The organism is Sphingomonas folli, assembly GCF_019429525.1.
Lineage (GTDB): Bacteria > Pseudomonadota > Alphaproteobacteria > Sphingomonadales > Sphingomonadaceae > Sphingomonas > Sphingomonas folii.
In genome coordinates this window covers 128,165-153,965 of sequence record NZ_JAHXZL010000004.1, presented here as the reverse complement: position 1 = coordinate 153,965, position 25,801 = coordinate 128,165, and the positions used below count along the sequence as shown (strand labels likewise).

Annotated in this window: 17 protein-coding genes; 9 read left to right on the top strand and 8 right to left on the bottom strand. The window is 71.9% G+C overall.

Annotated features, from left to right (window positions below; translation table 11 throughout):
* Positions 1-187: 187 nt before the first annotated feature.
* Complete coding sequence (locus KZ813_RS07735; RefSeq protein WP_219754396.1) at positions 188-1,744, top strand: cryptochrome/photolyase family protein; 1,557 nt, start codon at positions 188-190, stop codon at positions 1,742-1,744.
* A gap of 141 nt (positions 1,745-1,885) precedes the next feature.
* Here the strand turns inward: KZ813_RS07735 and KZ813_RS07730 are convergent, their stop codons facing one another.
* Complete coding sequence (locus KZ813_RS07730; protein WP_373369264.1) at positions 1,886-4,957, bottom strand: TonB-dependent receptor plug domain-containing protein; 3,072 nt, start codon at positions 4,955-4,957, stop codon at positions 1,886-1,888.
* 215 nt (positions 4,958-5,172) lie between these two features.
* Here KZ813_RS07730 and KZ813_RS07725 point away from each other — a divergent pair, with 215 nt between their 5' ends.
* Entirely contained in the window at positions 5,173-5,718 is a 546-nt protein-coding gene (locus tag KZ813_RS07725; RefSeq protein WP_258046536.1) for a gluconokinase, read from the top strand.
* A 63-nt stretch (positions 5,719-5,781) separates the two neighbouring features.
* Here the strand turns inward: KZ813_RS07725 and KZ813_RS07720 are convergent, their stop codons facing one another.
* Positions 5,782-6,459 carry a FadR/GntR family transcriptional regulator gene (locus tag KZ813_RS07720; RefSeq protein ID WP_219754394.1) on the bottom strand — a complete coding sequence of 226 codons (678 nt, stop codon included), beginning with the start codon at positions 6,457-6,459 and terminating at the stop codon, positions 5,782-5,784.
* A 208-nt stretch (positions 6,460-6,667) separates the two neighbouring features.
* Here KZ813_RS07720 and KZ813_RS07715 point away from each other — a divergent pair, with 208 nt between their 5' ends.
* The 5 genes from KZ813_RS07715 (at position 6,668) to KZ813_RS07695 (ending at position 13,174) form a co-directional block, all read left to right on the top strand.
* Complete coding sequence (locus KZ813_RS07715; RefSeq protein ID WP_219754393.1) at positions 6,668-6,916, top strand: response regulator transcription factor; 249 nt, start codon at positions 6,668-6,670, stop codon at positions 6,914-6,916.
* A 55-nt stretch (positions 6,917-6,971) separates the two neighbouring features.
* Complete coding sequence (locus KZ813_RS07710; RefSeq protein ID WP_219754392.1) at positions 6,972-9,983, top strand: glycosyl hydrolase family 28-related protein; 3,012 nt, start codon at positions 6,972-6,974, stop codon at positions 9,981-9,983.
* 80 nt (positions 9,984-10,063) lie between these two features.
* Positions 10,064-11,170 (top strand): GAF domain-containing protein, encoded by a 1,107-nt coding sequence (locus KZ813_RS07705; RefSeq protein WP_219754391.1) that lies wholly within the window; start codon positions 10,064-10,066, stop codon positions 11,168-11,170.
* Complete coding sequence (locus KZ813_RS07700; protein ID WP_219754390.1) at positions 11,160-11,588, top strand: response regulator; 429 nt, start codon at positions 11,160-11,162, stop codon at positions 11,586-11,588. Before KZ813_RS07705 ends, KZ813_RS07700 begins: the two co-directional genes overlap by 11 nt.
* 83 nt (positions 11,589-11,671) lie before the next feature.
* Positions 11,672-13,174, top strand: a complete 1,503-nt coding sequence (locus KZ813_RS07695; RefSeq protein ID WP_219754389.1) for a hypothetical protein — start codon at positions 11,672-11,674, stop codon at positions 13,172-13,174.
* A gap of 7 nt (positions 13,175-13,181) precedes the next feature.
* Here the strand turns inward: KZ813_RS07695 and KZ813_RS07690 are convergent, their stop codons facing one another.
* A complete protein-coding gene (locus KZ813_RS07690; protein ID WP_219754388.1) occupies positions 13,182-15,716 on the bottom strand; it encodes a glycoside hydrolase family 9 protein in 2,535 nt (844 codons plus the stop codon).
* A gap of 182 nt (positions 15,717-15,898) precedes the next feature.
* Between KZ813_RS07690 and KZ813_RS07685 the strand changes: the two genes are divergently transcribed.
* Together KZ813_RS07685 and KZ813_RS07680 are read left to right on the top strand one after the other, a co-directional pair.
* The gene (locus tag KZ813_RS07685; RefSeq protein ID WP_219754387.1) at positions 15,899-16,963 is read left to right on the top strand and encodes an alpha/beta hydrolase; all 1,065 of its coding nucleotides are present in this window, start codon (positions 15,899-15,901) and stop codon (positions 16,961-16,963) included.
* A complete protein-coding gene (locus tag KZ813_RS07680; protein WP_219754386.1) occupies positions 16,960-18,522 on the top strand; it encodes a glycoside hydrolase family 43 protein in 1,563 nt (520 codons plus the stop codon). The genes KZ813_RS07685 and KZ813_RS07680 overlap by 4 nt, the downstream gene beginning before the upstream one ends.
* Before the next feature lie 211 nt (positions 18,523-18,733).
* On the opposite strand, the gene KZ813_RS07675 is transcribed toward KZ813_RS07680, so the two are convergent.
* The 5 genes from KZ813_RS07675 to KZ813_RS07655 all read right to left on the bottom strand — a co-directional run bounded on the left by KZ813_RS07675 (position 18,734) and on the right by KZ813_RS07655 (position 25,795).
* Positions 18,734-20,677 carry a sialate O-acetylesterase gene (locus tag KZ813_RS07675; protein WP_219754385.1) on the bottom strand — a complete coding sequence of 648 codons (1,944 nt, stop codon included), beginning with the start codon at positions 20,675-20,677 and terminating at the stop codon, positions 18,734-18,736.
* Between the two features lie 122 nt (positions 20,678-20,799).
* A complete protein-coding gene (locus KZ813_RS07670; protein WP_219754590.1) occupies positions 20,800-21,255 on the bottom strand; it encodes a YaiI/YqxD family protein in 456 nt (151 codons plus the stop codon).
* 53 nt (positions 21,256-21,308) lie between these two features.
* Positions 21,309-23,438 carry a patatin-like phospholipase domain-containing protein gene (locus KZ813_RS07665; protein ID WP_219754384.1) on the bottom strand — a complete coding sequence of 710 codons (2,130 nt, stop codon included), beginning with the start codon at positions 23,436-23,438 and terminating at the stop codon, positions 21,309-21,311.
* 145 nt (positions 23,439-23,583) lie between these two features.
* Positions 23,584-24,747: an MFS transporter gene (locus tag KZ813_RS07660; RefSeq protein WP_219754383.1), complete on the bottom strand. Its 1,164-nt coding sequence runs from the start codon at positions 24,745-24,747 to the stop codon at positions 23,584-23,586.
* A gap of 13 nt (positions 24,748-24,760) precedes the next feature.
* Positions 24,761-25,795, bottom strand: coding sequence for an aldo/keto reductase (locus KZ813_RS07655; protein WP_219754589.1), 1,035 nt, complete (start codon positions 25,793-25,795; stop codon positions 24,761-24,763).
* Positions 25,796-25,801 lie beyond the last annotated feature (6 nt).

Genomic DNA, 25,801 nt, shown 5'->3' with positions numbered 1-25,801 from the left:
CCGTCATCCCCGCGCAGGCGGGGATCCATAGACGCTGACGCGGCGGCTCTATCGTAAGCGTCAGCGTATCTGGATCCCCGCCCACGCGGGGACGACGTTGAAGAGTGATAATGATGAGGGGGGAACGCGCGGCGCCGCCCCCACCTAACCCACGTTGCTTTCGCGCGCCCCGCGCGTTGGCGCGGGCATGACGCTGCTCATCCCACTGCTGGGCGACCAACTCACGCCCACGCTCGCCAGCCTGCGCGGCGTCGATCGCGCCGCCGCGGTGGTGCTGATGATGGAGGTGTGGGACGAGGCCACCTACGTTCGCCATCACCAGAAGAAGATCGCGCTGATCTTCTCGGCGATGCGCCATTTCGCCGCGGCGCTGCGCGACGATGGCTGGACGGTCGACTATGTCGCGCTCGACGCGCGCGGCAACACGCGGAGTTTCACGGGCGAGGTCGAGCGCGCCGCCCGGCGCCACCGTGCGAGCGCGATCCGCACCGTGGCGGGCGGCGAGTATCGTGTCCGCCAGGCACAGGACGGCTGGGCGGAGCGGACCGGCCTGCCGGTCGAGATCCTCGAGGACGACCGCTTCGTCTGCCCGCTGCCCGACTTCTTCGCCTGGGCGCAGCGCTCGCGCGAGAAGCGGATGGAGTTCTTCTACCGCGACATGCGCCGCCGCACGGGTCTGCTGATGACCGCGGACGGCAAGCCCGAGGGCGGGCAGTGGAACTTCGACCATGACAATCGCGCCGGGCCGACCGCCGGGCGCAACTATCCCGCGCCGCTGCGCTTCGCCCGCGACGAGACGACGCGCGAGGTCCTCGCTCTGGTAGCGGAGCGCTTCGGTGAGCATTTCGGCGCGCTCGAACCGTTCGCGCTGCCGGTGACCCGCGATCAGGCATTGCAGGCGCTCGACCAGTTCGTCGCCGAGGCGCTGCCCGACTTCGGCCGCTACCAGGACGCGATGGTCGCGGGGCAGGACTATCTGTTCCACTCCAGCCTGTCGCTGTGCCTCAACCTCGGCCTGCTCGGGCCCGTGGAGGTGTGCGAGGCGGCGGTGCGCGCCTATCAGCGCGGGCGCGCGCCGATCAACTCGGTCGAGGGTTTCGTCCGCCAGATCATCGGCTGGCGCGAATATATGCGCGGCATGTACTGGTGGGACATGCCGGAGTTCGCCGAGCGCAACGCGCTGGGGGCGACGCGGCCGCTGCCCGACTTCTACTGGACGGGCGAGACCGAGATGCGCTGCCTCGCCGCGGCGGTCGACCAGACCCGGCGCGAGGCCTATGCCCACCATATCCAGCGGCTGATGGTGCTCGGCAATTTCGCGCTGCTCGCGGGGGTGGCGCCGGCGGCGATCTCGGACTGGTTCCTGGTCGTCTATTTCGATGCCTATGAGTGGGTCGAGCTGCCCAACGTGGTCGGCATGAGCCAGTTCGCCGACGGCGGCGTGATCGCGTCCAAGCCCTATGTCGCGAGCGGCGCCTATATCGACCGCATGTCCGATTACTGCGGGCGCTGCCGCTACGACGTGAAGAAGAAGACGGGCGAGGGCGCGTGTCCGTTCAACGCGCTCTACTGGGACTTCGTCGCGCGCCACGAGGAGCGGTTCGCGCGCAACCCGCGGATGCGCAACGTCTACGCGACGTGGCGGCGGTTCGGCGACGCGCGCCGGGCGGAGTATCGCGACAGCGCGCGGGCGTTCCTGGAGACGCTGACGCCAGCGGCGCCGGGCTGGGCGCGGGCGGAGTAGGGGGAGCACCTCCGGGCGACGCGCTGTTCCCCGGTGAAAGCCGAGGTCCAGTTGGGCGACGGCGGTATCACTCTCCACGATCTGCCCTACCGCGGCCCGGCCTTCGCCGGGGAACAGCACGATGGGAGCAGCGCGCCGGCTTCAGAACCGCGCGCGCACCCCGACGCGGTAGATCCGGCCCAGCGTGTCGTACAGCGCCGGGTTCACGTCCAGACCCGTGTTGGTCTGCGGCGACGGCTCGGGATCATGGTCGAATAGATTGTCGACCTTGAAGTACATGCTCACCTCCTTGGTCACGTTCACCCCGCCGCCCAGGTCGAAGTAGAAGGCGCCCTTCATGCGGTTGAAGTCGATCGTCGGGTTGGCCGTCGTCGACTCCGGGCAGGTACCGGGGTCGCAGACGACATATTGGTTGCCGATCACGCCGTTGCTGAACCAGCGCTGCTGCAGCGTCAGGTTGAACTTGTCATTCTCATAGGTCTGGATCGCGAGCAGCTTCCAGTCGGGCGTCGCGCCCGAGTTGGCGCCGGCGGTGTCGACCGGCACGGTGCCGGGCAGGCCCGGGTCGGTGACGAACTTGATGACGTGGGTCGCCAGCGCGCGCAGCGTGAAGCTGCCCCCCAGCGACAGCGGGTTGCGCCACTGGTAGCTCGCCTCGATGTCGAAGCCGTCGGTGTCGATCGAGGCGAGGTTGAACGACTGGACGTTGACGAACTTGGAATCGCCGTCGAGGTTGAAGGCGCCGCACGTGTCGGGGATGTTCGACACCACGCAGAGGTTGACGATCTGCTGCGCCGACAGGCTGGAGACGACGTCCTTCACCTTGATCTTGTAATAGTCGAACGAGAGGCTCAGCCCTGGCGCCCAGCTCGGCTGCGACAGCACCGCGCCCAGCTCGGTGCTGCGCGCGGTCTCGGGGCGCAGCGCGGCGTTGCCGATCGTGTTCTGGATGATCAGCACCTGCTGGCCGTTGGGGTTGGCCGCGGTCGGGCGCGGGTCGGTGAAATTGGGGACGGTGGTCGTCACCGGCGCGGCGAACAGCTCGGAGAGGTTGGGCGCGCGCACGTCGCGCGACGTGACCGCGCGCAGGCGGAAGCCGTCGATCGGCGTCTCCCAGGTGCCGCCGATCTTCCAGGCGTAGATCACGCCCGAGGTGGAGTAGCGCGTCGACCGGCCCGCGACGTTGACGTTCGCCTTGCCGAGTGCCGCCGAGTCGAGGATCGGCAGGTTGAGCTCGACGAAGCTCTCGACCACGTCATATTTGCCGCGGCCGTTCTTGTAATTGCCCGCGTACCAGTTGCTGCCGTCGGTGGCGTTGAGGATCGGGTCGGCCGGATAGAGCGCCGAGTTGGGACTGAGCGCCGTCACGCCGGCGCCGTACGGGTCGGCGCGGACGCGGTAGAATTCCTTGCGATACTCGACGCCCAGCGCGATCGCGAGCGGGCCCGCCCAGAGGTCGAGCGGGGTGCCCGAGACGCTCGCGCCGGCGGCGTCCTGCGTCTGCTTGGTATGCTGGAAGGGCCCGTTCTCGGGCACGATATAGGCGAGCGCCTCGGGCGACGGCTGGAAGTTGCCGAAGATGTTGATCGGGCGGCAGCCCTGCGCGCGCGCGACCGGGTTGGCGCAGACGATCTCACCGCCCAGCCGCACCGCGTTGATCGCCTGGTCGTAGCGGCGATTGATGCTGATGTTGTCGACGTTGATGTCGGTGACGTTGATCCCGTGCTCGTAGTATAGGTCGTAGGTCCAATCGTCCCCGAAGAGGTTCGCCTTGCCCTTCAGCCCGCCGACGAAGCGATATTGCCGGCGATCGGTGTTGACCTTGATGTTGGGCAGGATCGCGTTGCTGAGCCCGTAGGAGAAGCTGGTGATGTTGTTCGCCGCGCACTGCGCCGCGATCGAGGCGGGCAGGTAGGGGTTGGCGCACTGCACCGTCAGCCCCGTGCGCGCGGCACCCGGGTTGGGCTGGTTGTTGCTCTTCACCTGCGCGATATTGGCGGTGACGTAGAATTCCATGTCAGGGGCCACGTCGAAGCCGACGCGGGTATAGCCGTTGATCCGTTCCAGCCCCGATTGGAGCGAGGTGCCCGAGCCGACATGACCCGATTGGTCGCCGCCGACGCAGAAGCCGACGTAGCAGCCGATCACGCTGCCGCCCGCGGTCTTCGAGGGTACGCCGTTCGAGCCGTAGTTGAACGGGACAGGGTTGCCGCTCGCGTCGAAGGCCGTGCCCTGGAGCGGGCCGGCCGAGATCAGGCCGTATTTGGTGTATTGATAGGCTTGGCCGTGATCGCGGTAGAGGAACTGCGGGTTGCCGTTGTTGCGGATGCCGGTGTCGACCAGGGTGGTGGCGCGATACCAGTCGCGGCTGCCGGCGAGATCCTCGCCGAAGAAGCCGGGGCCGACGCCCTGGTCCTTGGCATATTCGGTGCTGACGACGAGGTGGAGCCGGTCGTCGGCGAAGGCGTGGCCCGCCGCGGCCTGGAGCAGCACCTGCCCGCCGTCGCCGTAGGTGGTGACGCCGGTCTGCGCGTTGGCCTTGAACCCCTCGAAGCGCGTGTCGGTGACGAAGTTGATCACGCCGCCGACCGCGTCCGAGCCGTAGGAGGCAGAGGCGCCGCCGGTGACGATGTCGACCCGCTTGATCAGCAGCTGCGGGAACTGGCTGATGTCGGGCACGCCGGTGACGTTGGCGCCGACCACGCGCTGCCCGTCGAGCAGCGTCAGCGTGCGGATCGTGCCGAGCCCACGCAGCGAGAAGGAGCTGAGCCCCTGCTGGCCGCTCGAGGTGCTGAACGTCCCCGTCGCCGCGCCGGTCGAACCCTGGAGCGAGGGCAGCTGCGCGATCGTGTTGAAGATATTGGGCTGCGCGTTGCGCGCGATCTGCTCCTCGCCGACCACGGTGGTGGGCGTGGGCGCGTTGAAGCCGGAGGCGGTGATGCGCGAGCCAGTGACGATGATGTCGGAGCCGTTCGTCGACGCCGGCGCCGCATCTTGGTCGGCGGGCGCGATCGACGAGTCGGGTGCGGCCGGATCGGCGCTGCGCGTGGCGGGCGGCACGTCGGGCGCGGGCGAAGCGGGCGGAGTCTGGGTCTGGGTCTGGGTCTGGGTCTGGGCCGCGGCGGGTGCGGCAGCCAGCATCAGCGCCATCGTGAGATAGCTGGTAGCGTTACCAAATCGACGGGCAGAAGGGTCGCGCTCGGCCTTGATCATCATCCATCCCCTGAGGTGAGCCCGCGCTGACGGCGCGGTGCCGCTATTTCGCTCACCGGCGATATAGCCGATCCGCGACCGAGCTTCATCTACGACCAAAGTCGCGGCAGCGGCGGACCGCCGACCAAGGTCGCGCTGGTCAAGGCGCCACGGACGCGGGATAGCGGCAGACGGTGAGGCGGCCCTATCGGGTCGCGGCGGACACGGGGTGAGCATTGCGAGCGATCGGGCAGGCGAGCGGGGGCGAGGGCGCGGCGGCGCTCGCGATCGTGGTGATGGGGGTGAGCGGCACCGGCAAGACGACGCTCGCCACCGCGCTGGCTGGCGCGCTCGGCTGCCCGATGCTGGAGGGCGACACCTATCATTCCGCCGCGAACATCGCGAAGATGCGCGACGGGCACGCGCTGACCGACGACGATCGCTGGCCATGGCTCGATCGGCTCGGGGCGGCGCTCGGCGATGCCGCGCGCGAACGGGGGCGGGCGGTGGCGGCCTGCTCGGCGCTGCGGCGCGTCTATCGCGAGCGGCTCGGTGCGGCGTCGGGCCTCCGCCCCGCCTTCGTGCTGCTCTCCCTCGATCACGCGACGATCGCGCGGCGGATGGCGACCCGTTCCGGCCATTATATGCCGGTCGCACTGCTCGACAGCCAGCTCGCCACACTCGAGCCTCCCACCGCGGACGAGCGCGCGCTGACATTGGATTCGACGCGGCCGCCCGACGAGCTGGTGGAGACGGTACGCGCGTGGTTGGCGCGGAGGTGAGAGCGGCGACGCGCCAGGGCGGGAGCGCCGACCTTCCCCGCCAGCGGGGAGGATCGTAAGTTCCTACGGCATCAGCCGGCGTCTCCCCTGCGACAGGTGCCAGCGCATCGCCAGCGCGGCGCCCTCGGCGTCCTGGGCGCGGATCGCGTCGACGATCGCGTCATGCTCCTCCATCATCGCGCCGATCACCGCGGGCGGGCGCGAGCGCGAGATGTCGACGCCGGCGCGCAGCACACGCATCACCCCGTCGCGCAGCTGGTCGAAGACGAGCGGGAAGGAGGCGTTGGCGGTGGCCTCGACGATCGCGCGGTGGAGCAGCCAGTCCTCGTCGTGCGCGGGATCGTTGGAGAGCAACGCGCCGCGCAGGCCGGCGAGCGCGCGCTCGATCGCCTCCATCTGCGCGGGCGAGCGGCGCTGCGCCGCCAGCCGCGCGGCCTCGGCCTCGAGCACGAAGCGCACCTCATAGGTGCCCATCGCCGAGGCCAGCGTGTCCATCGGCATGTGCGTGTCGAGGCGCGCCGAGGGACGCCGCTTGACGTAGGAGCCGGCGCCGCGCCGCGCCTCGGTGATCCCGTCCGACGCCAGCCGTGCCAGCGCCTCGCGCACGATCGCGCGCGACATGCCGAAGCTCTCCGCGAGCCGTGCCTCGGACGGCAGCCGGTCGCCGACCGCCAGCGCCTCGTCGTTGATGATGCGCACGATCGCGGCATAGGCGCGATCGGTCAGCCGTCCCTCGCTCACGATCCTCTCCTCGCCCGGTCAGCTGGCATAACCGAGCGCGACTGCCGTGGCGAGCTTCTTGCCTGTCTGACAGATTTGAGCGGGGCGCCGCCGAATCACTTGCCGAACGGAGCGATCCGAGCTCTTATCGCGCAAAGCTGTCCAACCGGTTCGTGGCGGGCAGCAAGACAAGGGCGCGCGGCGACGACCGCGGCGAAGGAGGAGCAGGATGACGACGGGCGCATTCCCTGACCGATCGGCCAGCGACATGGCCACGCTGGCTCACCTCACCCCCACCCAGGTGAAGGTGCTGCGCGGCGTCCGCTCGGGACGGCTCAACAAGGAGATCGCCTTCGAGCTCGGCATCGCCGAGGCGACGGTGAAGGCGCACATGACCGCGCTGATGCGCAAGCTCAACGTGCGCAACCGCACCCAGGTCGCCGTGGTCGCCGAGGCATTGGGCGCGCACGCCGCCTAGCGCGCGGCGGGGGTGCCGCCGGCGTGTCGAGAAGCTGAGAGCCGGGAGACGGACGATGAGGGCGAGATGGTGGCCGGGCGTCGCGGCGGCGGCGCTGGCGGCGGGAACGGCGATGCCCGCGATGGCCAGGTCGACCTCCGTGTACCTGACCCGACCCGACGACCCGCGCGCGATCACCGTGCGCGGCGTCGGCGACGGCCGTGCCGACGACAGCGCCGCGATCCAGCAGGCGATCGACCGCGCCGCGGCGAGCGGCAGCGGCGGCGTGGTCTTCCTGCCCTCGGGGCGCTACCGCGTCACGCGCACGATCCTGGTGCGCCCCGCGGTGCGGATCTTCGGGATCGGCAAGACCCGCCCCGAGATCGTGCTGGGCGACTCCACCCCCGGTTTCGGTAGCGGCGTCGCGGCGATGCTCGCCTTCACCGGCGAGGACCAGTATCGCGTCGGCGCGGTCGCGGTGCCGCCGCCCACCACCGTGCCGTTCGACCCCAAGGTGTTCGACGCCACCTCCAGCACCTTCTACTCGGCGATCGCCAACGTCGACTTCCGCGTCGGCGAGGGCAATGCGGGCGCGGTGGCGGTGCGCTTCCGCGTCGCGCAGCACGGCTATGTCCGTCACGCCGACTTCCACCTCGGCTCGGCGCTGGCGGGCGTCTACCAGGCGGGCAACGAGTTCGAGGACCTGCGCTTCTACGGCGGCCGCTACGGCATCCTCACCGAGAAGACCTCGCCGGCGTGGCAGTTCACGCTGATCGACTCCGAGTTCGAGGGCCAGCGCGACGCCGCGATCCGCGAGCATGAGGTGGACCTGACGCTCGTCAACGTCGCCATCCGCGACACGCCGATCGGGATCGACATCGACCGCGGCTGGTCCGACTCCGTGTGGGGCAAGGACGTCCGCTTCGAGAAGGTCAGCTCGGCGGCGGTGGTGATCTCGGAGGAGAGCAGCGTCTTCACCCAGATCGGCTTCGACCATGCGGTGGCGAGCGACACGCCGGTGTTCGCGCGCTTCCGCGATAGCGGGCGCACGATCGCGGGCAAGGGAAAGCTGTACCAGGTCACCGACTTCTCGCACGGCCTCGCGCTCGCCGGCTTGGGCGAGATCGGCGAGACCGCCACCCGCGCGGACATCGCGCCGCTCACCCGCGCGCCGCGGGCGGCCGCGCCCGCGATCGCCGCGCTGCCGCCGGTCAGCCAGTGGGTCAACGTTCGAACGCTCGGCGTGAGGGGCGATGATGCCACCGACGACACCGCGGCGCTGCAGCGCGCGATCGATACGCATCGCGTGCTCTATCTGCCGACGGGCCGCTATCGCGTCACCGACACGCTCAGGCTGCGCCCCGACAGCGTCCTGATCGCGTTGCACCCCAGCCTGACTCATCTCTATCTGCCCGACAACGCGCCCAATTACGCCGGCGTCGGCGGGGCGCGCGCGCTGCTGGAGAGCGCCAAGGGCGGCCGGGCGATCGTCCACGGCCTGGGGCTGTGGACCGGGAGCGTCAACCCGCGCGCCACCGCGCTGCTGTGGCGTGCCGGCGCCGCCTCGATGGTCAACGACGTCAAGATCCAGGGCGGGGGCGGGACCGTCCTCACCGAGGGCAGCGCGATCAAGCCCAACGACCCGCGGGCACGCCCCGACGGCCAGCATCCGAGCATCTGGGTGACCGACGGGGGCGGCGGCACCTTCGCCGCGATCTGGTCACCCAACACCCTGGCCTCGGCGGGCTTCTACGTCTCGGACACGACGACGCCGGGGCATGTCTACGAGCTGTCGGCGGAGCACCACTATCGCGCCGAGATCGTGCTCGACCATGTCGAGAACTGGGAGTTCCTCGCGCCGCAGACCGAGCAGGAGGTGCGCGACGGGGTCAACGCGATCTCGACCGAGATCCACCACTCGCGCAACATCCTGTTCGCCAACTATCACGGCTATCGCGTGACGCGGACGATCAAGCCGATGGACGCCGCGGTGAAGCTGTACCACTCGGGCGACATCCGCTTCCGCAACGTTCACGTCAACGCCGAGAGCGGCTTCGCCAGCTGCGATGCCAAGGGCTGCGGCACCTATCTGCGCGCGAGCAAATTTCCGTTCGAGAACGCGATCAAGGACATGACGCGGCAGCAGGAGGTGCGCGAGCGCGAGTTCGCGCGCCTCGACGTGCCCGCTGCCCCCGCCAGTGCGGCGACCGCGCCGGCGGTGCCGGTGTCGCCGGGGGTCGAGAAGCTCGCCGACGGCTTCTACTCGATCGCGGGCGGCGCGGTGGACAAGGCCGGCAAGCTCTACTTCATCGACCGCTTCTTCCACCGCATCCACGGCTGGTCGCGCCAGGAGGGGCTGTCGATCGTGGCGCAGGCGCCGCTCGACCCGGTCAACCTCGCGATCGCGCGGTCGGGCGACCTGCTCGTCCAGTCCTCGGCGGGGCGCGACGGCACGGTCTACAGCATCGATCCGGCCAGGCCGGAGGACGTCCGCGTGATCGCGCCCACGGCGGCGCGCGCGCACCCGGGCGCGACCACGCTGCTGCCGGTCAACGTCTGGGCCAACGGCGAGTTCGCCGACCGGATCGACCCGAAGAGCTACGACTATCCGCCGATCTCCTCCTTCTTCACCAGCAAGCTGGGCGAGGCCAAGCCGCAGGAATATGTCTCGCCCGACGGCTCGCTGGTGCTGCCCGCCTTCCGCGTCTGGAACCAGGGGCCGGACGACCATATCGGCTGGCGCTGGTCCGACACGCTCGACTCCTACGGCCTGGTCGGGGCGGCGCCGGGTAGTCGCGTGACGCTCACCAATGCCTCGGAGAACCGCACCTACAGCGGGCTGGTCGGGACGTCGGGGCAGGTGACCGACCTCAAGGTGGTGGCCGAGCGCGGCGGCGAGAGCGTCGCGCGCGACGAGGCCGGCAACCTCTACGTCGCCAACGGCCAGGTCTTCGTCTACGCCGCCGACGGACGCGAGACCAAGCGGATCGACGTGCCCGAGCGCCCGCTCCAGCTGCTGATCGGCGGCCCCGACCGGCGCACCCTGTACATATTGACCCACCACGCGCTCTACGCCTCGCCGATCTAAGTCACTGCCGGACGGTTGATTCACCTAGGCAAGTGGATTCGCGCTGTAAAAAATGGCCGAAGGGCACTAACCAGCCCGCCATGTCGGAGGTTGAGCGCGGACCCCCATCATCACACGCCAGCCCCGACGCGGGCGCGGCGCCCGACCTGTCGCGCCGCTATCTCGCGCTCGCGGCGGAGGCGGCCGACCGGCTGCTCGCCGCGACCGACCCGGCACGGATGGTCGACGAGCTGTTCGCGCTGATCCGCGCCGAGCTGCGGCTCGACGTCTTCTTCAACTACCGCCACGACGAGGGGCTGCTGCGGCTCGAGGCCTATGCCGGGTTGACCGCGCAGCAGGCGCGCGACGGCGCCCAGCTGCGGCTGGGGGAGGCGGTGTGCGGCTGCGCCGCGCTGGAGCGCCGCCGGATCCACGCCAGCGGTGTGCAGGGCTCGGATGACCCGCACCTCGCCTTCGTCCGCTCGGTCGGTCTCGATTGCTACGCCTGCACCCCGCTGCTCGACGGCGAGCGGTTGCTCGGCACGCTCGGCTTCGGCCGCCGCGACAGCACCGGTTTCACCGCCGAGGAGCTGCAGCTGCTCCACACGCTCTGCCACTATGTCGCGCTGGCCAAGCTGCGGCTGCGGCACGAGGAGGAGCTGTGCCGCAACATCGCCGAGCGCGACCGCCTGCTCGCCGAGCTCAACCACCGCGTCCGCAACAACCTGCAGATGGCGGTCGGCGTCGTCCGCAACGAGCTGCGCGGTGCCGGGCCGGTGCCGCCGGCGCTGACCACCGTCGCGGAGCGGCTCGAGCTGATCGCGCTGGCGCACCGCCCGCTGTACCAGGCCGACGGCGCCTCGCTCGCGGTCGACGCGGTCGAGATCCTGCACGGCGCGGTCGAGCTGACCACCGGCGGCGAGGGGCGGGTCGAGGCGGCGGAGCCGGTGATGATCCCGATCGAGCAGGCGGTCGCCTTCTCGCTGCTGATCCACGCGCTGCTCGACCGTCGCGACCGTGCCGGCGCGCGGGTCGCGGTGGCGCGCCGTGCCGCCACGCTGGAGGCGCGGATCACGCTCGCCGCGCAGGACGCGGCGGCGCCGCCGCTCGACCGGCTCGCCAGCTCGCTGCTGCGCCAGCTCAACGCCAGCCTCTCCGACGAGGCCGGCGCCATCCACCTGAGGTTCCCACTCGCTCATGCAGGCTGACACCGACGCCCGCTCGCTCCGCCTGCTCGTCGTCGAGGACGAGGCGATCATCGCCATGCTCGTCGAGGACGCGCTCACCATGGCCGGCCATGTCGTCGTCGGCGTGGCGGAGAGCGCGGGCGAGGCGCTGGCGATCGCCGCGCGCGAGACGATCGACCTCGCTTTGTGCGACGTCCGGCTGGCGGAGAACGACAGCGGCATCACCGTCGCGCGCGAGCTGTCGGGCCGGGGTGTGCCCTGCCTCTACGTCAGCGGCAACTGCCCGACCGCGGCGGATCACCCGCTGATCATCGGCTGTGTCGGCAAGCCTTTCGCCACCGCGGCGCTGAGCCGCGCGGTCGAGGCGGCGCACCGGCTCGCCGCGGGCGAGCGCGACGTCGCGGTGCCGAAGAGCATGCACGTCTTCGCGCGGCACTGACCCGTCCCGTTACGGACGCCGATCGTCGCTGGACCACGCTACCCCCGAAGAGCTAAGCGGTTGGCGAGCAACCAGGGGGACTTATGCAGGGTCGGGGCGTTCTCGCCGGCCTCATCGCGCTGTTCGCGCTGCTGCTGCTGCTGCCCGCGGCGGTCAACCGCGGCGTGCTGCAATTCCCCGATACGACCACCTATATCCGCGGCGCCGACGCCGCGGTCGTCGCGGCGACCGGGCACAGCTCGGCGTGGTCGGACGACGCCAGACGAGCGCTGGCGGCGAGCAGCACCGCCGTGGCGGCGCCGTCCCCCGTGGCGGACGGTGAGGAGCGCGCCGGGGCGACGGCAGCGCCTGCGGGCGGCTTCCCGGTCGTGCTGTCGGGGCGTTCGGTCTTCTACGGGGCCCTGCTCTACGCCGGGGACTTCCTCGGCAGCTTCTGGTGGGTCGCGATCGTCCAGGCGCTGGTGACCGCGACCGCGGCGCTGTTGGCCGCGCGCCGCGTCGCCGGCCGGCTCGACTCGCCCGAGCGACTGTGGCCGGTCCTCGCGGTGGCGGTGGTGACGAGCGTGGGGCTCCAAGTGGCGCTGCTGATGCCCGACATCTTCGCGCCGCTGGCGATCCTCGCGACCGCGCAGATCGCGCTCCACTGGCGCGCGATGGGGCGCGGTGAGCGCGCCTTCTGGCTGCTGCTGCTCGCCGCCGCCGCGCTCTTCCACAGCGGTAACCTGCTGGTGATCGGCCTGTTGGTCGGCGTGCTGCTGCTGTGGCGGCTGGGGACGCGCACGGCTCTGTGCCTCGTCCCGATCGCGTTGGCGCTGCTGGTCGGCGCGGGCGGCGAGGCGGCGTTCGGCGCGGCGGTGCGCAAGATGACCGGCTATTCACCGGTGCGGCCGCCCTTCGTCGCGGCGCGACTGATCGCCGACGGACCGGGGCGCGACTATCTCGATCGGGCCTGCGCCAACGGCGCGACGCTGACGCTCTGCCAGTATCGCGACTCCATCCCGGAGGACAGCGACTCCTTCCTGTGGGCGAGCGGGCGCGGCAGTTTCATGGGCATGCCGCCCGAGGACCGCCGCCGCGTCGCCGCCGAGGAGCGCGCGTTCGTGCTCGCGGTGCTGGCCGACCGCCCGCTCGCGGTAGTCGGCACCTCGCTGCGCAACATCGGCGGGCAATTGCTGCGCTGGCAGGTCGACGACATCGCCGACGCGCGGCAGGGCGGCATCAACCGCGCCAAACTGCCCCCGGCAGTCCGCGCCCAGTTCGATACGACCCGCGCCGCTGAGGGTGATTTTCCCAGCGGCTATTACAACCTGCTCGCCGCGCCGGTGACGCTGCTCGCGCTGGCCGCGCTGCTCGCGCTCGGCGCCGCGCGGCGCGACGCGATGCCGGCGGCCGCGCGCGGCTATGTCGCGATCGTGCTAGCGGGGATCCTGCTCAACGCCGCGGTCTGCGGCGCCTTCTCCAAGCCGCACGACCGCTACCAGAGCCGCGTGATCTGGCTGGTGCCGCTGCTCGCCACCGCGGCGCTGGCGGGAGCGCGGCGGCGCGCGTCCGCGCCCGCGGCCGCGGCCAGCGGGACGGCGGTGTAGCGGCGGCTCACCGCCGCTCGCGCGCGAGCTCGTCGACCGCCTGCGCCAGCTCGATCCACATCGCACCCTCGGGGATGACATACTCGTTCTCGCCCCAGAAGAACGGCCAGTCCTCGTGGTTCTCGGGGAAGTCGGGCTTGATCACCAGCACGCCGGGCACGACGCCGCCGGCGATGAAGGAGAAGTCGGCGCGGTTGTTGCCATAGGCGACCTCCTTCGACAGCGTCCCCACGCCCGAGACGAACGAGCGGTCCGAGCCGGGATGGTGGCCGAGCAGGAACTCGGCGCCGCGGAAGACCGCGTCGGCGGGGACGATCTCGGGAAAGGCCTTGTGCAGCGCGTAGGCGTTGAGCGCATAGCCCATCACCGTGCCGCTGCCGGCCCAGCCGCCCGTGGTGATCGGCACGCCGAACGGGTTCGCGGTCGCGGCCTTGTCCGACTCCGTCGCGTAGGCACGCACCGCCGGGATCATCCGCGCGCGATAGGAAGCGGGCATGAAGGGGATCGCCGCGACCGCGTCGCGCAGGCTGGGGGCGAACCTGCTCTCTATCTCGGGGTACAGCGTCTGCACCGCAGTGACGTAGCGCGGGTCACGCGTGGCGCGCAGCAGCTCGACCGCGGCGGAGAAGCGCTCCATCGCGAGCGGACCGCCAGTGGTGTTGCCGTGCTGGTAGAGATCGGGCGCGTGCGACTGCTCCTCCGCCCAGGTCGAGGTGGCGAGCGCGAGCGCGCGTTTGGCCAACATGGGGTCCGACGTCTGCAGCGCGCGCGACGCCGCGGCCAGGCCCGCGATCGCGCCGTAGTTGAGCGCCGACGTCTTGGTGGTGAAGGCCCAGCGGTCGTCGGGCATGCCGCTGCGGCCATCCTTCTCCTCCCCCAGCGGGAGCGAGGGGTCGTAGATCAGCCCGTCGGTCTTGGTCGAGGCGTCGCCGAGGTGCGTATATTGCGCGACGTCGGGCTCGACGATGCCATGGATCGCGTGGCCGACCGCGTCGAACTGCGCGACCAGCTGGCGCGTGCCGTGCGCGATCTGCTGGAGCAGGTCGGGCGTGCCGTCGGGCACGTGCAGCTCGGTGCGGCGGCGCGTCTCGTCCACCGCGGTGGTGTCGCGGGTCGGGCGCCAGCGCTCCCAGCTGTCCACCATCGAGCGGATCACCTGATATTGCGACTGGGTGCGGATGTCGAAGTCGCCCGCGTCGAACCAGCCCCCGGTGTTGAGGCCGGGGATATGCTCGCCCGGCTTGTACGGCGTGTCGGTGGTCGGGCCCTGCGCGTAGAGGTCGATATGCTCGTGGTCGACGGGCGCCTGGCGCGCGTCGTCGCGATGCGCCTCGCCGTGCCACACGCGATAGCCCTCGTTGACGTACATATGGTCCATCGCGACCGGGAAGTAGACGTCGAGCGTGGGATGCCACGCGCCGGCGTAGACGTCGTCGGCGATACGGAACGGGGCGGTCCGCGTGCCGCCGTACTCGAGCACGTAGAGGCCGGGCTGGCGCACCGCGGTGAAGTCGAGCCGCAGGTAGGCGTAGCGGAGATAGTGGCCCCAGCGCTCCGCCGCCGGGATCGTCACGGGCGTCATCGCGCCGTCGGCGCCGACGCGCAGCAGCCGCGGCGCGAGCGCGCGCGTGTCGGCACGGTCGAGCTCGATCGTCGCCACCTTGCGCCCGCCCGGGGTGTAGCCGAGCTGCGAGTGCGCGATCACCGGCGCGCGGCGCCACCCGGGTACGCTGGTGGGACGGATCGTCCATTCCAGCGCCGCCCCGGTTCTCCCCGTCGGCAGCATCGAGCGCAGCACGAACCAGCCGTTCTGCGCCTGATTGCGGCCGTCGTAGAGTTGCACGGGCTCGCTCGACTCGATCGTCACGCGCCGCGCCGCGTCCTCGGGCGCGAGCACGAAGCGGCGCGCCGCGGCGATCGGCTGCGGCTCGGCGCCCGGTCCCTCGGCGCGGCCGCTCGCGGCGTTACGTTCGGGCGTGCGAGTCATCGCGTCGGCGGGATAGAGCGGGAAGGTGCCGGTGCGCTCGTCGGCGAGATAGCCGTGGTGGAAGTAAGCGGCGGGCAGGAATTCCAGGTTGAAACCCGCGCGCCCTGCCAGCGCGGCGGGTACGGGCTCGTCGAGCAGCACCGATATCTTCACCGCGCCGCCCGCTCTCTCCGAGCGGACGCGGTAGCGCCAGTGCTGGTCGGGATATTCCAGCGTGACCGTGATGGCGCCGCTGCGCTGGTCCACCTCGCGCCCGACGAAGCGTGCGGTCGCGTCCCACTGCCCGGGCGTCGCGGAGAGGCGGACGTCGCCGTTGGTGGCGATCCGCTCGTCCTGCTGGATGATCTCGACGCCGCTGATCTTGGAGTCGGCGAACAGCCCGTCGTACCAGTTGGAGAAGACGAGCACGTCGGCGCCGGGCGCCTCGTAATAGCCGCTGGCGTTGAGTGCCAGTTCGCCCCCCGTCGGCGCCGCACGCCGCTGCTGCGCCGGTGCCGCGCTCGCCAGCAGCGTCGCGACGATCGTTAGGCCGATACGGACCTGCGCCTTGCTCATCCTCATCCCCCATGCGCCGCGCCTGTCGGCGGCAGTCGTTCAGTTGTGTATAGCGCTAACAACCGCGAGGGCCATATGCCGTGGATCAGCTCGGCCGATTGACGATCGCTGTTCCAGCTACTTACTGTCCGAGATCGAGAAGAAGCGCGGGTTGACCCGATAGCGGTAACAGGAGCGGATGGATGAGGATCGGGCGATCACTCGGGGCGACTGGCGCGGCGCTGACGGCGCTGGTGGCATCTCCGATCTCGGCGCAGGTCGCCACACCGGCGCCGCCGCCCGTCGCCGGCGCGAAGGCGGCGACGGTGGAGCGGATCACCGTCCATGGCCGCGCGCTGGAGGGCAGCCTGGAGGGCGACAGCGCCGACCGCACCGTCCTGGTCGTCCTCCCGCCGAGCTACGGCGCCAGCCCACGCCGGCGCTATCCGGTGGTCTACGCGCTGCACGGCTACTCGATCGGCGCGGAGCAATGGACCCGCGAGATCCACGTGCCGCAGACGATCGAGGGCGCCTTCGCGCAGGGCGCGCGCGAGATGATCGTGGTGCTGCCCGACAGCAAGACCGCGCATAACGGCTCGATGTATTCCAGCTCGGTGACGACGGGCGACTATGAGACGTTCGTCGCGCGCGACCTCGTCGCCTATGTCGACTCGCACTATCGCACCGTGGCCGACCGCGCGAGCCGCGGACTGGCCGGCCACTCGATGGGAGGCTACGGCACCGCGCGGATCGGGATTAAGCATCCCGAGGTGTTCGGCGCGCTCTACATGATGAGCCCATGCTGCCTCGCGGCCCGCACGCCCGGGCGCGACGCCGCCGCGGACGAGAAAGCGGTGGCCGCGCTGCGCTCGCCCGCCGACTCGGCGACGCTGAGCTGGAACCAGCGCGCGCAGCTCGCCGCCGCCGCAGCCTGGTCGCCCAACCCGGCCCGGCCGCCGCTCTTCCTCGACCTGCCGACCGAGGGCGGCCAGCCCCGGCCCGGGGTGGTGGCGCGCTGGGCAGCCAACGCGCCGCTGGCGATGCTCGACCAATATGTCGGCAACCTGCGCCGCTATCGCGCGATCGGGCTCGACGTCGGCGACCGTGACGGGCTGAAGGAGGACGCGCAGGCGCTTCACGCCGCGCTCGACCGCTACGGCATCAGGCACGCGTTCGCGGTCTATCCCGGCGACCATGTCAGCGGCGTGGCGACGCGCGTGCAGGAACAGGTGATCCCCTTCTTCTCGCGCGCGCTGGTGTTCCCGTGAGGCGCCGGGCACTGGCGGCGCTGCTGCTCGCGGTCTCGAGCGCGGCCGGGGCGCAGGTGTGGCGCTCGGACCAGGGCGACGGCAGCTATCGCAATCCCGTGCTCTACGCCGATTATCCCGACCCCGACGTGATCCGCGTGGGGCAGGACTATTATCTCGTGTCGACCACCTTCGTGAACGTGCCCGGCATCACGATCCTGCACAGCCGCGACCTGATCAACTGGACGATCGTGACCCATGTCGCGGCGCGGCTCGACGGCGACCAGCGCTACGACCTGGTCGGCGGCAACGCCTATCGCAAGGGGCTGTACGCGGCGAGCCTCCGCCATCACCGCGGCACCTTCTATCTCGCGATCACCCCGGTGGGGCAGAAGACGCGGATCTATTATGCCAAGAACATCCGCGGCCCGTGGCGCTACCACGAGCTGGACCGCGAGGCGTTCGACCCGGGCCTGTTCATCGAGCCCGACGGCCGCGCCTATCTGGCCACCGCGACCACCGCCGACGGCACGATCACGCTGCTGACGCTCGACCGCGCGCTGTCCAAGGTCACCGACGCGCGCGAGATCCACTATATCAAGGGGGCCGAAGGGTCGAAGCTGATCCGGCGCGGCGACTATTACTATCTGTTCAACGCGCTGCCGCCGCGGCTGGCGCTGAGCGTGTCGCGCGCGCGCGGGCTGTTCGGCCCGTGGGAGACGCGCGACCAGATCGACGACCGCAGCGGGGGCCATCAGGGCGCGCTGGTCGACCTGCCCGGCGGCGGCTGGTTCGGCTTCGTGATGGAGGACAGCGGCGCGATCGGACGGATGACCAATGTCAGCCCGGTCTATTGGCAGGACGACTGGCCGGTGTGGGGCACGCCCGCGGCGCCGAACCGCGTGCCGGCGCGCGCGCGCAAGCCGATCGCGGGCGGCGCCTTCACCGAGCCGCCCTCGTCCGACACGTTCGACCGCTCGACGCTGGGCCTACAATGGCAGTGGAACCACAATCCCGACGACCGCCGCTGGTCGCTGACCGAGCGGCCGGGCTGGCTGCGGCTGCGCCCCACCCGCGCCGCGCGTTTCTGGGACGCGCGCAACACGCTGACGCAGAAGGGGCAGGGGCCGGCGAGCCGCGGCGAGGTGGCGCTCGACCTGGCGCATCTCGCGCCGGGCGACCGCTGCGGCTTCGGCACGCTCGGCCAGGTGAGCGCCAACCTCACCGCGACGCGCGGGGCGGACGGGCGGCTCGCGCTCGCGATGGAGGTGACCGAGGACCGGGTCGAGGGCGCCCGCACCGCGACGCGCGCGACCGTGCCGCTCGCCGGCGAGCGACTGTGGCTGCGCACCGAGATGGACTTCCGGGCCTCCACCGGCCGGGTGGCGTATAGCGAGGACAAGAGACGGTGGCGCGGGCTCGGCGGCGACGTCCCGCTCCGCTTCGCCTGGCGCACCGGCACCTTCCAGGGCGAGCAGTTCGCCCTGTTCTGCTACGCGCCGGGCGTGAGCAAGGGGTGGATGGACGTGGATTCGTTCACCTTGTCGGGGGTGGCTGTGACCAGCGGGACGCGGCCATAAGCGTCATCGACGTGAGGCTGATCCTCACCCATCGCGGGAGGTACGCGCACACCGACGAAGGGTTGCCGACGCTGGTGAGCGCGGGTGAACCCACCGATGATCACGCCCCTCCGGCAGACCTCCGACCTGGCCGGCCCTGACGGGGGTAGATCGCTATCAAGCCTCTGCAGCCCCCCGGTTGCGCGACTGACCGGGCCGGTTCGCTCAGCGCTCACTCCACCGGCACGTCGAAGGTCCCCACCGGCAGCTGCGCCTCGTCGAACAGGTTCACCACCGGCGTCTCCGCCCAGGCGTAGCGGACGTGGCGCGCCGGCTGGCCGTCCCCCGCCAGCGTCACCGTGTCGCCCGCGACCGTGCCCGCGGCGAAGCGGCACGAGCCCGCCGCCGCGCCGCACAGCTCGAAGCCGATCGCCTGCGCCGCCCCGCGCGCGCTCAGCGCCCCGGTCACGCCGGTGAAGCGCAGCACAGCGCCGCCGTCCGCCCCGCGCCTCGCCCCCGCGATCGCCGGACCCGCCGCGGCGACCGGCGCGCCGTAGCGCGCCGCGCGCATCGCGCGCGCCAGCCGCAGCCCCACCTCGCGTTTCTCGCCCGGGTGGATGTCTAGCGCGTCGCCGAGATCGAGCGTCACCGCCAGGCCGGCGTGCGGGTCGGCCGCGGCGACGCGGCGTTGCGCGTCGCGCACCATGCCCCAGCCACTCTCCGCGGGCGCCTTGGCCCGCGTCCCATAAGCCGCGAGCTGGACCACCGCGAGGCCTGTCTCGGGCGTGCCCATCCGCTGCCGCCAATCGGCGATCAGCGCGGCGAGGCGCTTGTCATAGCCGGGCAGGCCGGTGTCCGACTCGCCCTGGTACCAGGCGATGCCCGCGAACTGCAGCGGCGCGAGCGGCGCCACCATCGCGTTGTCGAGCGTGCCCGCGCCGTTGATGTCGTCCCATGGCACGCGCGGCGCCCCGCCGCCGACCGGCTTGGCGAGCGCGTAGCGCCAGCCGCCGTCGAGCGGGACGCTGGTGCCGTCGGCGAAGGTCAGCCGCAGCCGCTCGGTCGGGCCGGTCATGCCGCCGAAGGCGTAGACGTCGTCGTCGCCGACCGTGATGACGTTGCGCCCGGAGCGCAGCGTGCCCGCGGGCAGCGCGTAGACGCGCGGCAGGGTCGCCAGGCTGCTCGCGCCCACGCCGACGCCGTTGACCCAGGTCTCGTCCGCGTCGTCGATCGCGCCGAGCGACAGCGTCGCCGGCCCGGCCGCCTGCGCCGCGGTGAGCTCGATCTCGCGGCGGTACCAGAGGATGCCGTTGTAATCGGCCAGCTCGGGCACGCCCCAGTCCTCGAAATGGGTGAAGGCGGGCACCGCGCGCCAGGCGAGCGCGGAGTCGGTCTGCCACGGCTCGCGCCCCGGTGCGTCGCCGCTGGCGCCGCGCCACCATGCCTCCCAGGCGCCTACCGCGCGGCGCACCGCCGCGGCCGGGTCGCGCGCGTAGAGCGCCAGCAGCTGGGCCGCGTCGCCCTCGCCCCCGGCGCGCAGCGCGGCGTCGCTCATCCACGCGCTGATCCGCGATCCGCCCCAGCTGGCGTGGATCGCGCCGATCGGCACCTTCTCGGTCCGCCGTAGCGACTGCACCATGTAGAAGCAGGCGGCCGAGAAGGCGCCGGCCGTGTCGCGCCCCGCCGCCTGCCAGCGCGGCGGCGTCGCGAGCCGGCCGAGCGGGGTGGCGCTCGCGTTCTTCGCGATCGTCAGCAGCCGCAGCTGTGGGTCGAGCGGCGGATGCGCGTCGGCGAAGGCGGTCTGCGCGTCGTCGACGGTCAGCTCCATGTTGCTCTGGCCCGAGCAGAGGAAGACGTCGCCCACCAGGATGTCGCCGAGCAGCAGCGCGCCACTGGGCGCCGCGACGGTCAGCTCATAGGGGCCGCCGGCGGGCAGGGCGGGGAGGCGCGCCGCGAACCGGCCATCGCGCGCCGCGATGGCGCTCGCGCTGTGGCCGGCGAGGCTGATCATCACCGTCTCACCGGGGCCGGCAGTGCCGCGCAGCTCGATCGGCCGGTCGCGCTGGAGCACGGCATGCTCGCCGATCGCGCCGTCGAGGCGCGGCGCGGCGAGCGCCGGCGCGGCGAGGGTCGCGGCGGCGACCAGGAGGGCGAGGCGCGCGGGACGGATCGGCATGAGGCTGGGACATCCGCTGGACGATCGGCCCCGAGGTGCGGCGCCGGGCGACCCGGGAGGCGCCGCCGGCGCGAGACTGCGTCAGCCCGCGCCGCGGCGCAATCGCCCGCGTCGCGGGATCGTCAGCCTGCCCGTCGGCGCGCGCGCTGTACCGCCTCGTCGAGCGCGGAGAGAAAGCGCGAGCGATCCTCCCTGGCGAACGGCGGCGGCCCGCCGACGCGGTCGCCGCCCGCGCGCAGGTCGCTCATGATCGCGCGCACCGCCACCGCGCTGCCGATCGAGCTAGTAGTGAACGGCCGTCCGTTGGGGCCGAGCACCGCGGCCGCACCGCCCTTGAGGCAGCGGTCGGCGAGCAGGATGTCCGCGGTGATCACGATCGCGCCGGCGTCGACATGCTCGGCGATCCAGTCGTCGGCGGCGTCGAACATGTCGCTCACCGTCACGCGCTCGACGAGCGGGTGCGCGGGCACGCGCAGGTGCGCGTTGCTGACGATCGTGACGGGTATCCCGAGCCGATAGGCGACGCGATACACCTCCTCCTTCACCGGGCAGGCGTCGGCGTCGACGAGGATGTGCACGCGCTGGGCCATCGCGTCGCTCTGCCACAAGCCCGCGTGCGCGTCGCGCGGGATCATGGCAGCTCGGCGCGCGGGTCGGTGTCAATGCTGGGTCGCAGGCGCAGCGACTGTTTGGGACGGGGCGCGCCGGCGCGGCCCTTGGCGCTGTCGACGCCGTCGAGCGCGGGCGCCGGCGCGAGTGCGGCGAGCGCGTCGATCGCCGCCACCATGTCGAGCGCGAGGTCGCGCTGGGACGCGTTGGCGAAGGGATAGCCGGGCTTGGTCGGCATCGCGTCTTCCGCCGCGGTACCCGCTTCCTCCGTCATCCGCTCGATGCTCGGCGATTGATGCAGCGGCTCGTCCGCGGGCAGCTCGGCGCGGGCGCGATCGTCGTCCCAGCCGGCGACGAAGCGCGCGGCGGTCACTTCCAGGCCTGCGAGGAAGGCGCGGTAGCGCGCGAAGCGGTGGTTCGCCCAGTTGAGTCGCAGCCTCGTACCCGGGTGGAGTGGGTCGAGCAGGGTGTCGGGGACGAAGCGGGCAGCGATCATGCGGCCGGCGTACTCGCCACGCGCCTGCAGGTCGGCGATCGTCGTCCTGTTCATCGCGAGGTTGAAGCCGCCCTCGTGCGCGCGCATGCGAACGTGGACGATCCGGTCGCGATAGCCCGGCACGTCGATCAGCTGATTGTCGTTCCATTGCCGCGCGGTGGTGACGATCCGCCCGGCGAAGCGCAGCAACTGACCCGCGGGCGCGCCGGCGGTGAAGCGGGTGTAGCTCGCCAGCCGGCCGTAATTGGTGCGCAGCATATAGACCATCTGCTCGGGCGTCGCACCGGCGGGAGCGAGGCCGGGATCCGGGGGCGCGGCGCCGCTCCCGCGCTCGGGCTGCAGCTCGTCGTCGTGGTAGAGCAGGTTGAGGCAGAAGGTCGGCCGCGTCGGGATCGGCGCGTCGAACAGGTGGAGCGGGAAGTTGGAGGTGATCCCGCCGTCGGTGATCCACAGCTCCGCCAACTCGCGCCCGCCGCCCACCGCCGCGGCACGCTCGCGCAGCACGTAGAGCCGCACCGCGCTGAACAGGAAGGGGAAGCTCAGCGACATGCGCACGCCGACGAGCACCGGCAGGTACTCGGGCCGGGGCAGGCGCAGGAAGTCGCCCTGGTCGATGCCGTGCAGCTCGACCCCGCCGAGATCGTCGCGCGGGTCGGTCGGGTCGCGCTGCCACGCGTCCATCCATGTCACGATGTCGTCGGGGAACAAGGCCGCCAGGTCGCTGCGGCGCACGTAGAGCAGGTCCTCGCCGCGCAGGAAGGGCAGCTGCACCGACTGGGCGCGGTTGATGTCCGACGCGACCAGCACCAGCTCGATGTCGCGGCCGATCGTCGCGACCGTGGGTGGCGGCCGACGCGGGTCGCGCGCGGCGAGCAGCGCCGCGTCCAGCGCCTGGTCGCGGCTCCTGTCCGGGCTCCGACGCGACGCCGTCCAGAGATCGGCGAAGGTGAGCGGTTCCTCAGGCGGCAGGCCGGCGAGCTCCTGGAACCGCTCGTGGAGCCACCCGGTGAGCGACGGCAGCGCCGTGCCACCCGCGCTCGCCTGCGCCTTACCCGAGCAGAAGCCATAGCCGTTGGCGGCGACCGCGCGCAGCCCGCCGCGCAGCAGCGGCCACCAGGACAGCCCCGCCAGCAGCAGCGTCAGCGCGGGCACGCCGACGAGGATCAGCAGCAGCAGCGCGACCGCGAGCGCGGCGCCGCGGGTCGGCTCCAGCCACAGCAGCGTCGCCGCGACCAGCCCGACCGCCAGCGCCGCCCAGCAGAGCGCCGGGAGCGCGAGGACCCGGACGACGCCCGCCATGCCCCGCTCCCCCGCCGCCGCCTGGAGCCGGCGCAGCAGGCGGAACAGCGGTGCGGTCGCCGCGTCGGGCTCGAACAGATGCTGGAGCAGCGGCGCGCCGCCGTGCTCCTCGCCGAGATCGAGCGCGAGCTGCGCCAGCCGCTCGCGCGCCGCCGGGTTACGCCCCGAGCGGCGGCCGAACTCCATCGCCGCGGCGGCGGCCGCGCCGATCGCCCCCGCCGAGGTGCCGCCGATCGCGCGCAGCCGATAGGTCGCCGCGATCGCCGCGATGGCGCCGGGGTAGATGACGCCGCTGGTGATCCCGCCCTTCATCACCAGGTCGCACTCGAGCGGTGCGCGATCGGGTCCGGTCGGCATCGTGCTGGCTCCCGCGGGCGCCTCGCGCGCCCGGTGGCAGACTAGCGCGCGCGCGGGCGGGCGGTAAGATGCGGCGCACGACGGGGCCGGTCGCCTCGATCGCTATCGTGCGCGATCCCGGCAAGCCCGCGTGCGTCGCCGCGCGTCACGCCGCGCAGGCGACACCACGTCGCTGACGCGTCGCGACCAGCAGCAGCGCGAGCGCCGCCGCCGCCATCGCCGCACCGGCGAGCGCCACCATGGGCAGGTTGAACCCGGCGGCGATCACCCCGCCGCCGAGCGCCGCGCCGATCGCATTGCCGAGGTTGAACGCGCCGATGTTCATCGCCGAGGCGAGGTTGGGCGCCTCGGCCGCCGCCGCCATCACCTGCATCTGCAGCGGCGGCACGGTCGCGAAACTGGCAACGCCCCAGATCAGGATCGCCGCGGCGGCGCCGAGCGGCCACTGCATCAGCCAGGCGAAGGCGAGCATCACCAGCGTCAGCAGGCCGAGCATGGTGGCGAGCGCGCGCGTCACCGACCGGTCCGCGAGACGGCCGCCGACGGTGTTGCCGATCGTCGCGCCGACGCCGAACAGCATCAGCGACACGGTGACCATCGCGGTCGAGGCGTGGGAGACGTCGCGCAGGATCGGCACGATATAGGTGAAGACGGTGAACACGCCGCCGAAGCCGAGGGTGGTCAGTGCCAGCGCGAGCAGCACGCGCGGGCGGCTGAGCACGCGCAGCTCGGCGGCGAGGTCCGCCCCCGCCGGCGCGGGCAGCGGCGGCAAGGCGAGGCGCAGCGCCACCATCGCGACCGCGCCGATCGCGGCGATGCCGGCGAAGGCGGGGCGCCAGCCGATCGTCTCGCCCGCCCAGGTGGCGAGCGGCACGCCGCCGATCGTCGCGACGGTCAGTCCGGTGAACATCGCCGCGACCGCCCCGGCGCGCCGCTCCGGCGGCACCAGCCCCGCCGCGACCACCGCGCCGACGCCGAAGAAGGCGCCGTGGTTGAACGCGGTGACCACGCGCGCCGCCATCAGCAGCGCGTAGCCATCGGCGAGCGCGGACATCGCGTTGCCGAGCGTGAAGATCGCCATCAGCGCGATCAGCAGGGTGCGCCTGTCGAACCGGGCGGTGGTGAGCGTCATCAGCGGCGCGCCGAGCAGCACGCCGAGCGCATAGGCGCTGACCAGCAGCCCCGCCGAGGGGATCGAGACGTGCAGGTCGGCGGCGATCACCGGCAGCATGCCCATCGGCGCGAACTCGGTGACGCCGATGCCGAAGGCGCCGATCGCGAGGGCCAACAGGCCGGGGTTGAGCTTCATGGCGGGCCTCCGCTCAGACGAGCCGCGGCGCGAGGCGGGCGAAGCCCTCCTGCTGGCGGTAGGGCGTGTGGGGATAGGGCGGGAGCTGCTCGCTGGCCGAGTCGAGCGTCGCGATCTGCTCGGGGCTGAGCGCCCAGCCGACCGCGCCGAGATTGTCGCGCAGCTGCGCCTCGTCGCGGGCGCCGACGATCACCGAGGCGACGGTCGGCCGCCGCAACAGCCAGTTGATCGCGACCTGCGGCACGGTGCGGCCCGTCTCGGCCGCGACCCCCTCGAGTGCGTCGACGACGCGATAGAGGTGGTCGTCCTCCACCGGCGGCGCGTATCGCGCCGTGTCGTGCAGGCGGCTGCCCGCGGGGACCGGGCGGTCGCGGCCGATCCTTCCGGTCAGACGGCCCCAGCCGAGCGGGCTCCACACCAGCGCGCCGACGCCCTGATCCTGCGCGAGCGGCATCAGCTCCCACTCATAGGCGCGGCCGATCAGCGAGTAATAGACCTGGTGCGCGACGAGGCGCGGCCAGCCGTGGCGGTCGGCGAGCGCCTGCGCCTTCATCAGCTGCCAGCCGGGATAGTTGGAGACGCCGGCATAGCGAACCTTGCCGGCCGCGATCAGCCGGTCGAGCGTCTGCATCACCTCCTCGGTCGGGGTGTGCGAGTCATGGGCGTGGAGCTGGAGCAGGTCGATGCGATCGGTGCCCAGCCGGCGTAGCGACGCCTCCACGGCGGTGATCAGCCGCGACCGCGACGCGCCCCAGTCCTGCGGGCCGTCGCCCAGCGGCAGGCCGGTCTTGGTCGACAGCAGCACCGCGTCGCGGCGGCCCTTGATGGCGGCGCCGAGCACCTCCTCGGAGGCGCCCTCCGAATAGACGTCGGCGGTGTCGAACAGCGTGACGCCCGCGTCGAGGCAGATGTCGAGCAGGCGGCGCGCGTCCGCCGCGTCGCTCTGCCCCCAGGCGCCGAACAGCGGCCCCTTGCCGCCGAACGTGCCCGTGCCGAACGACAGCGCGGGGACCCGCAGCCCCGACGCGCCCAATTGCCGATAGTCCATCATCCA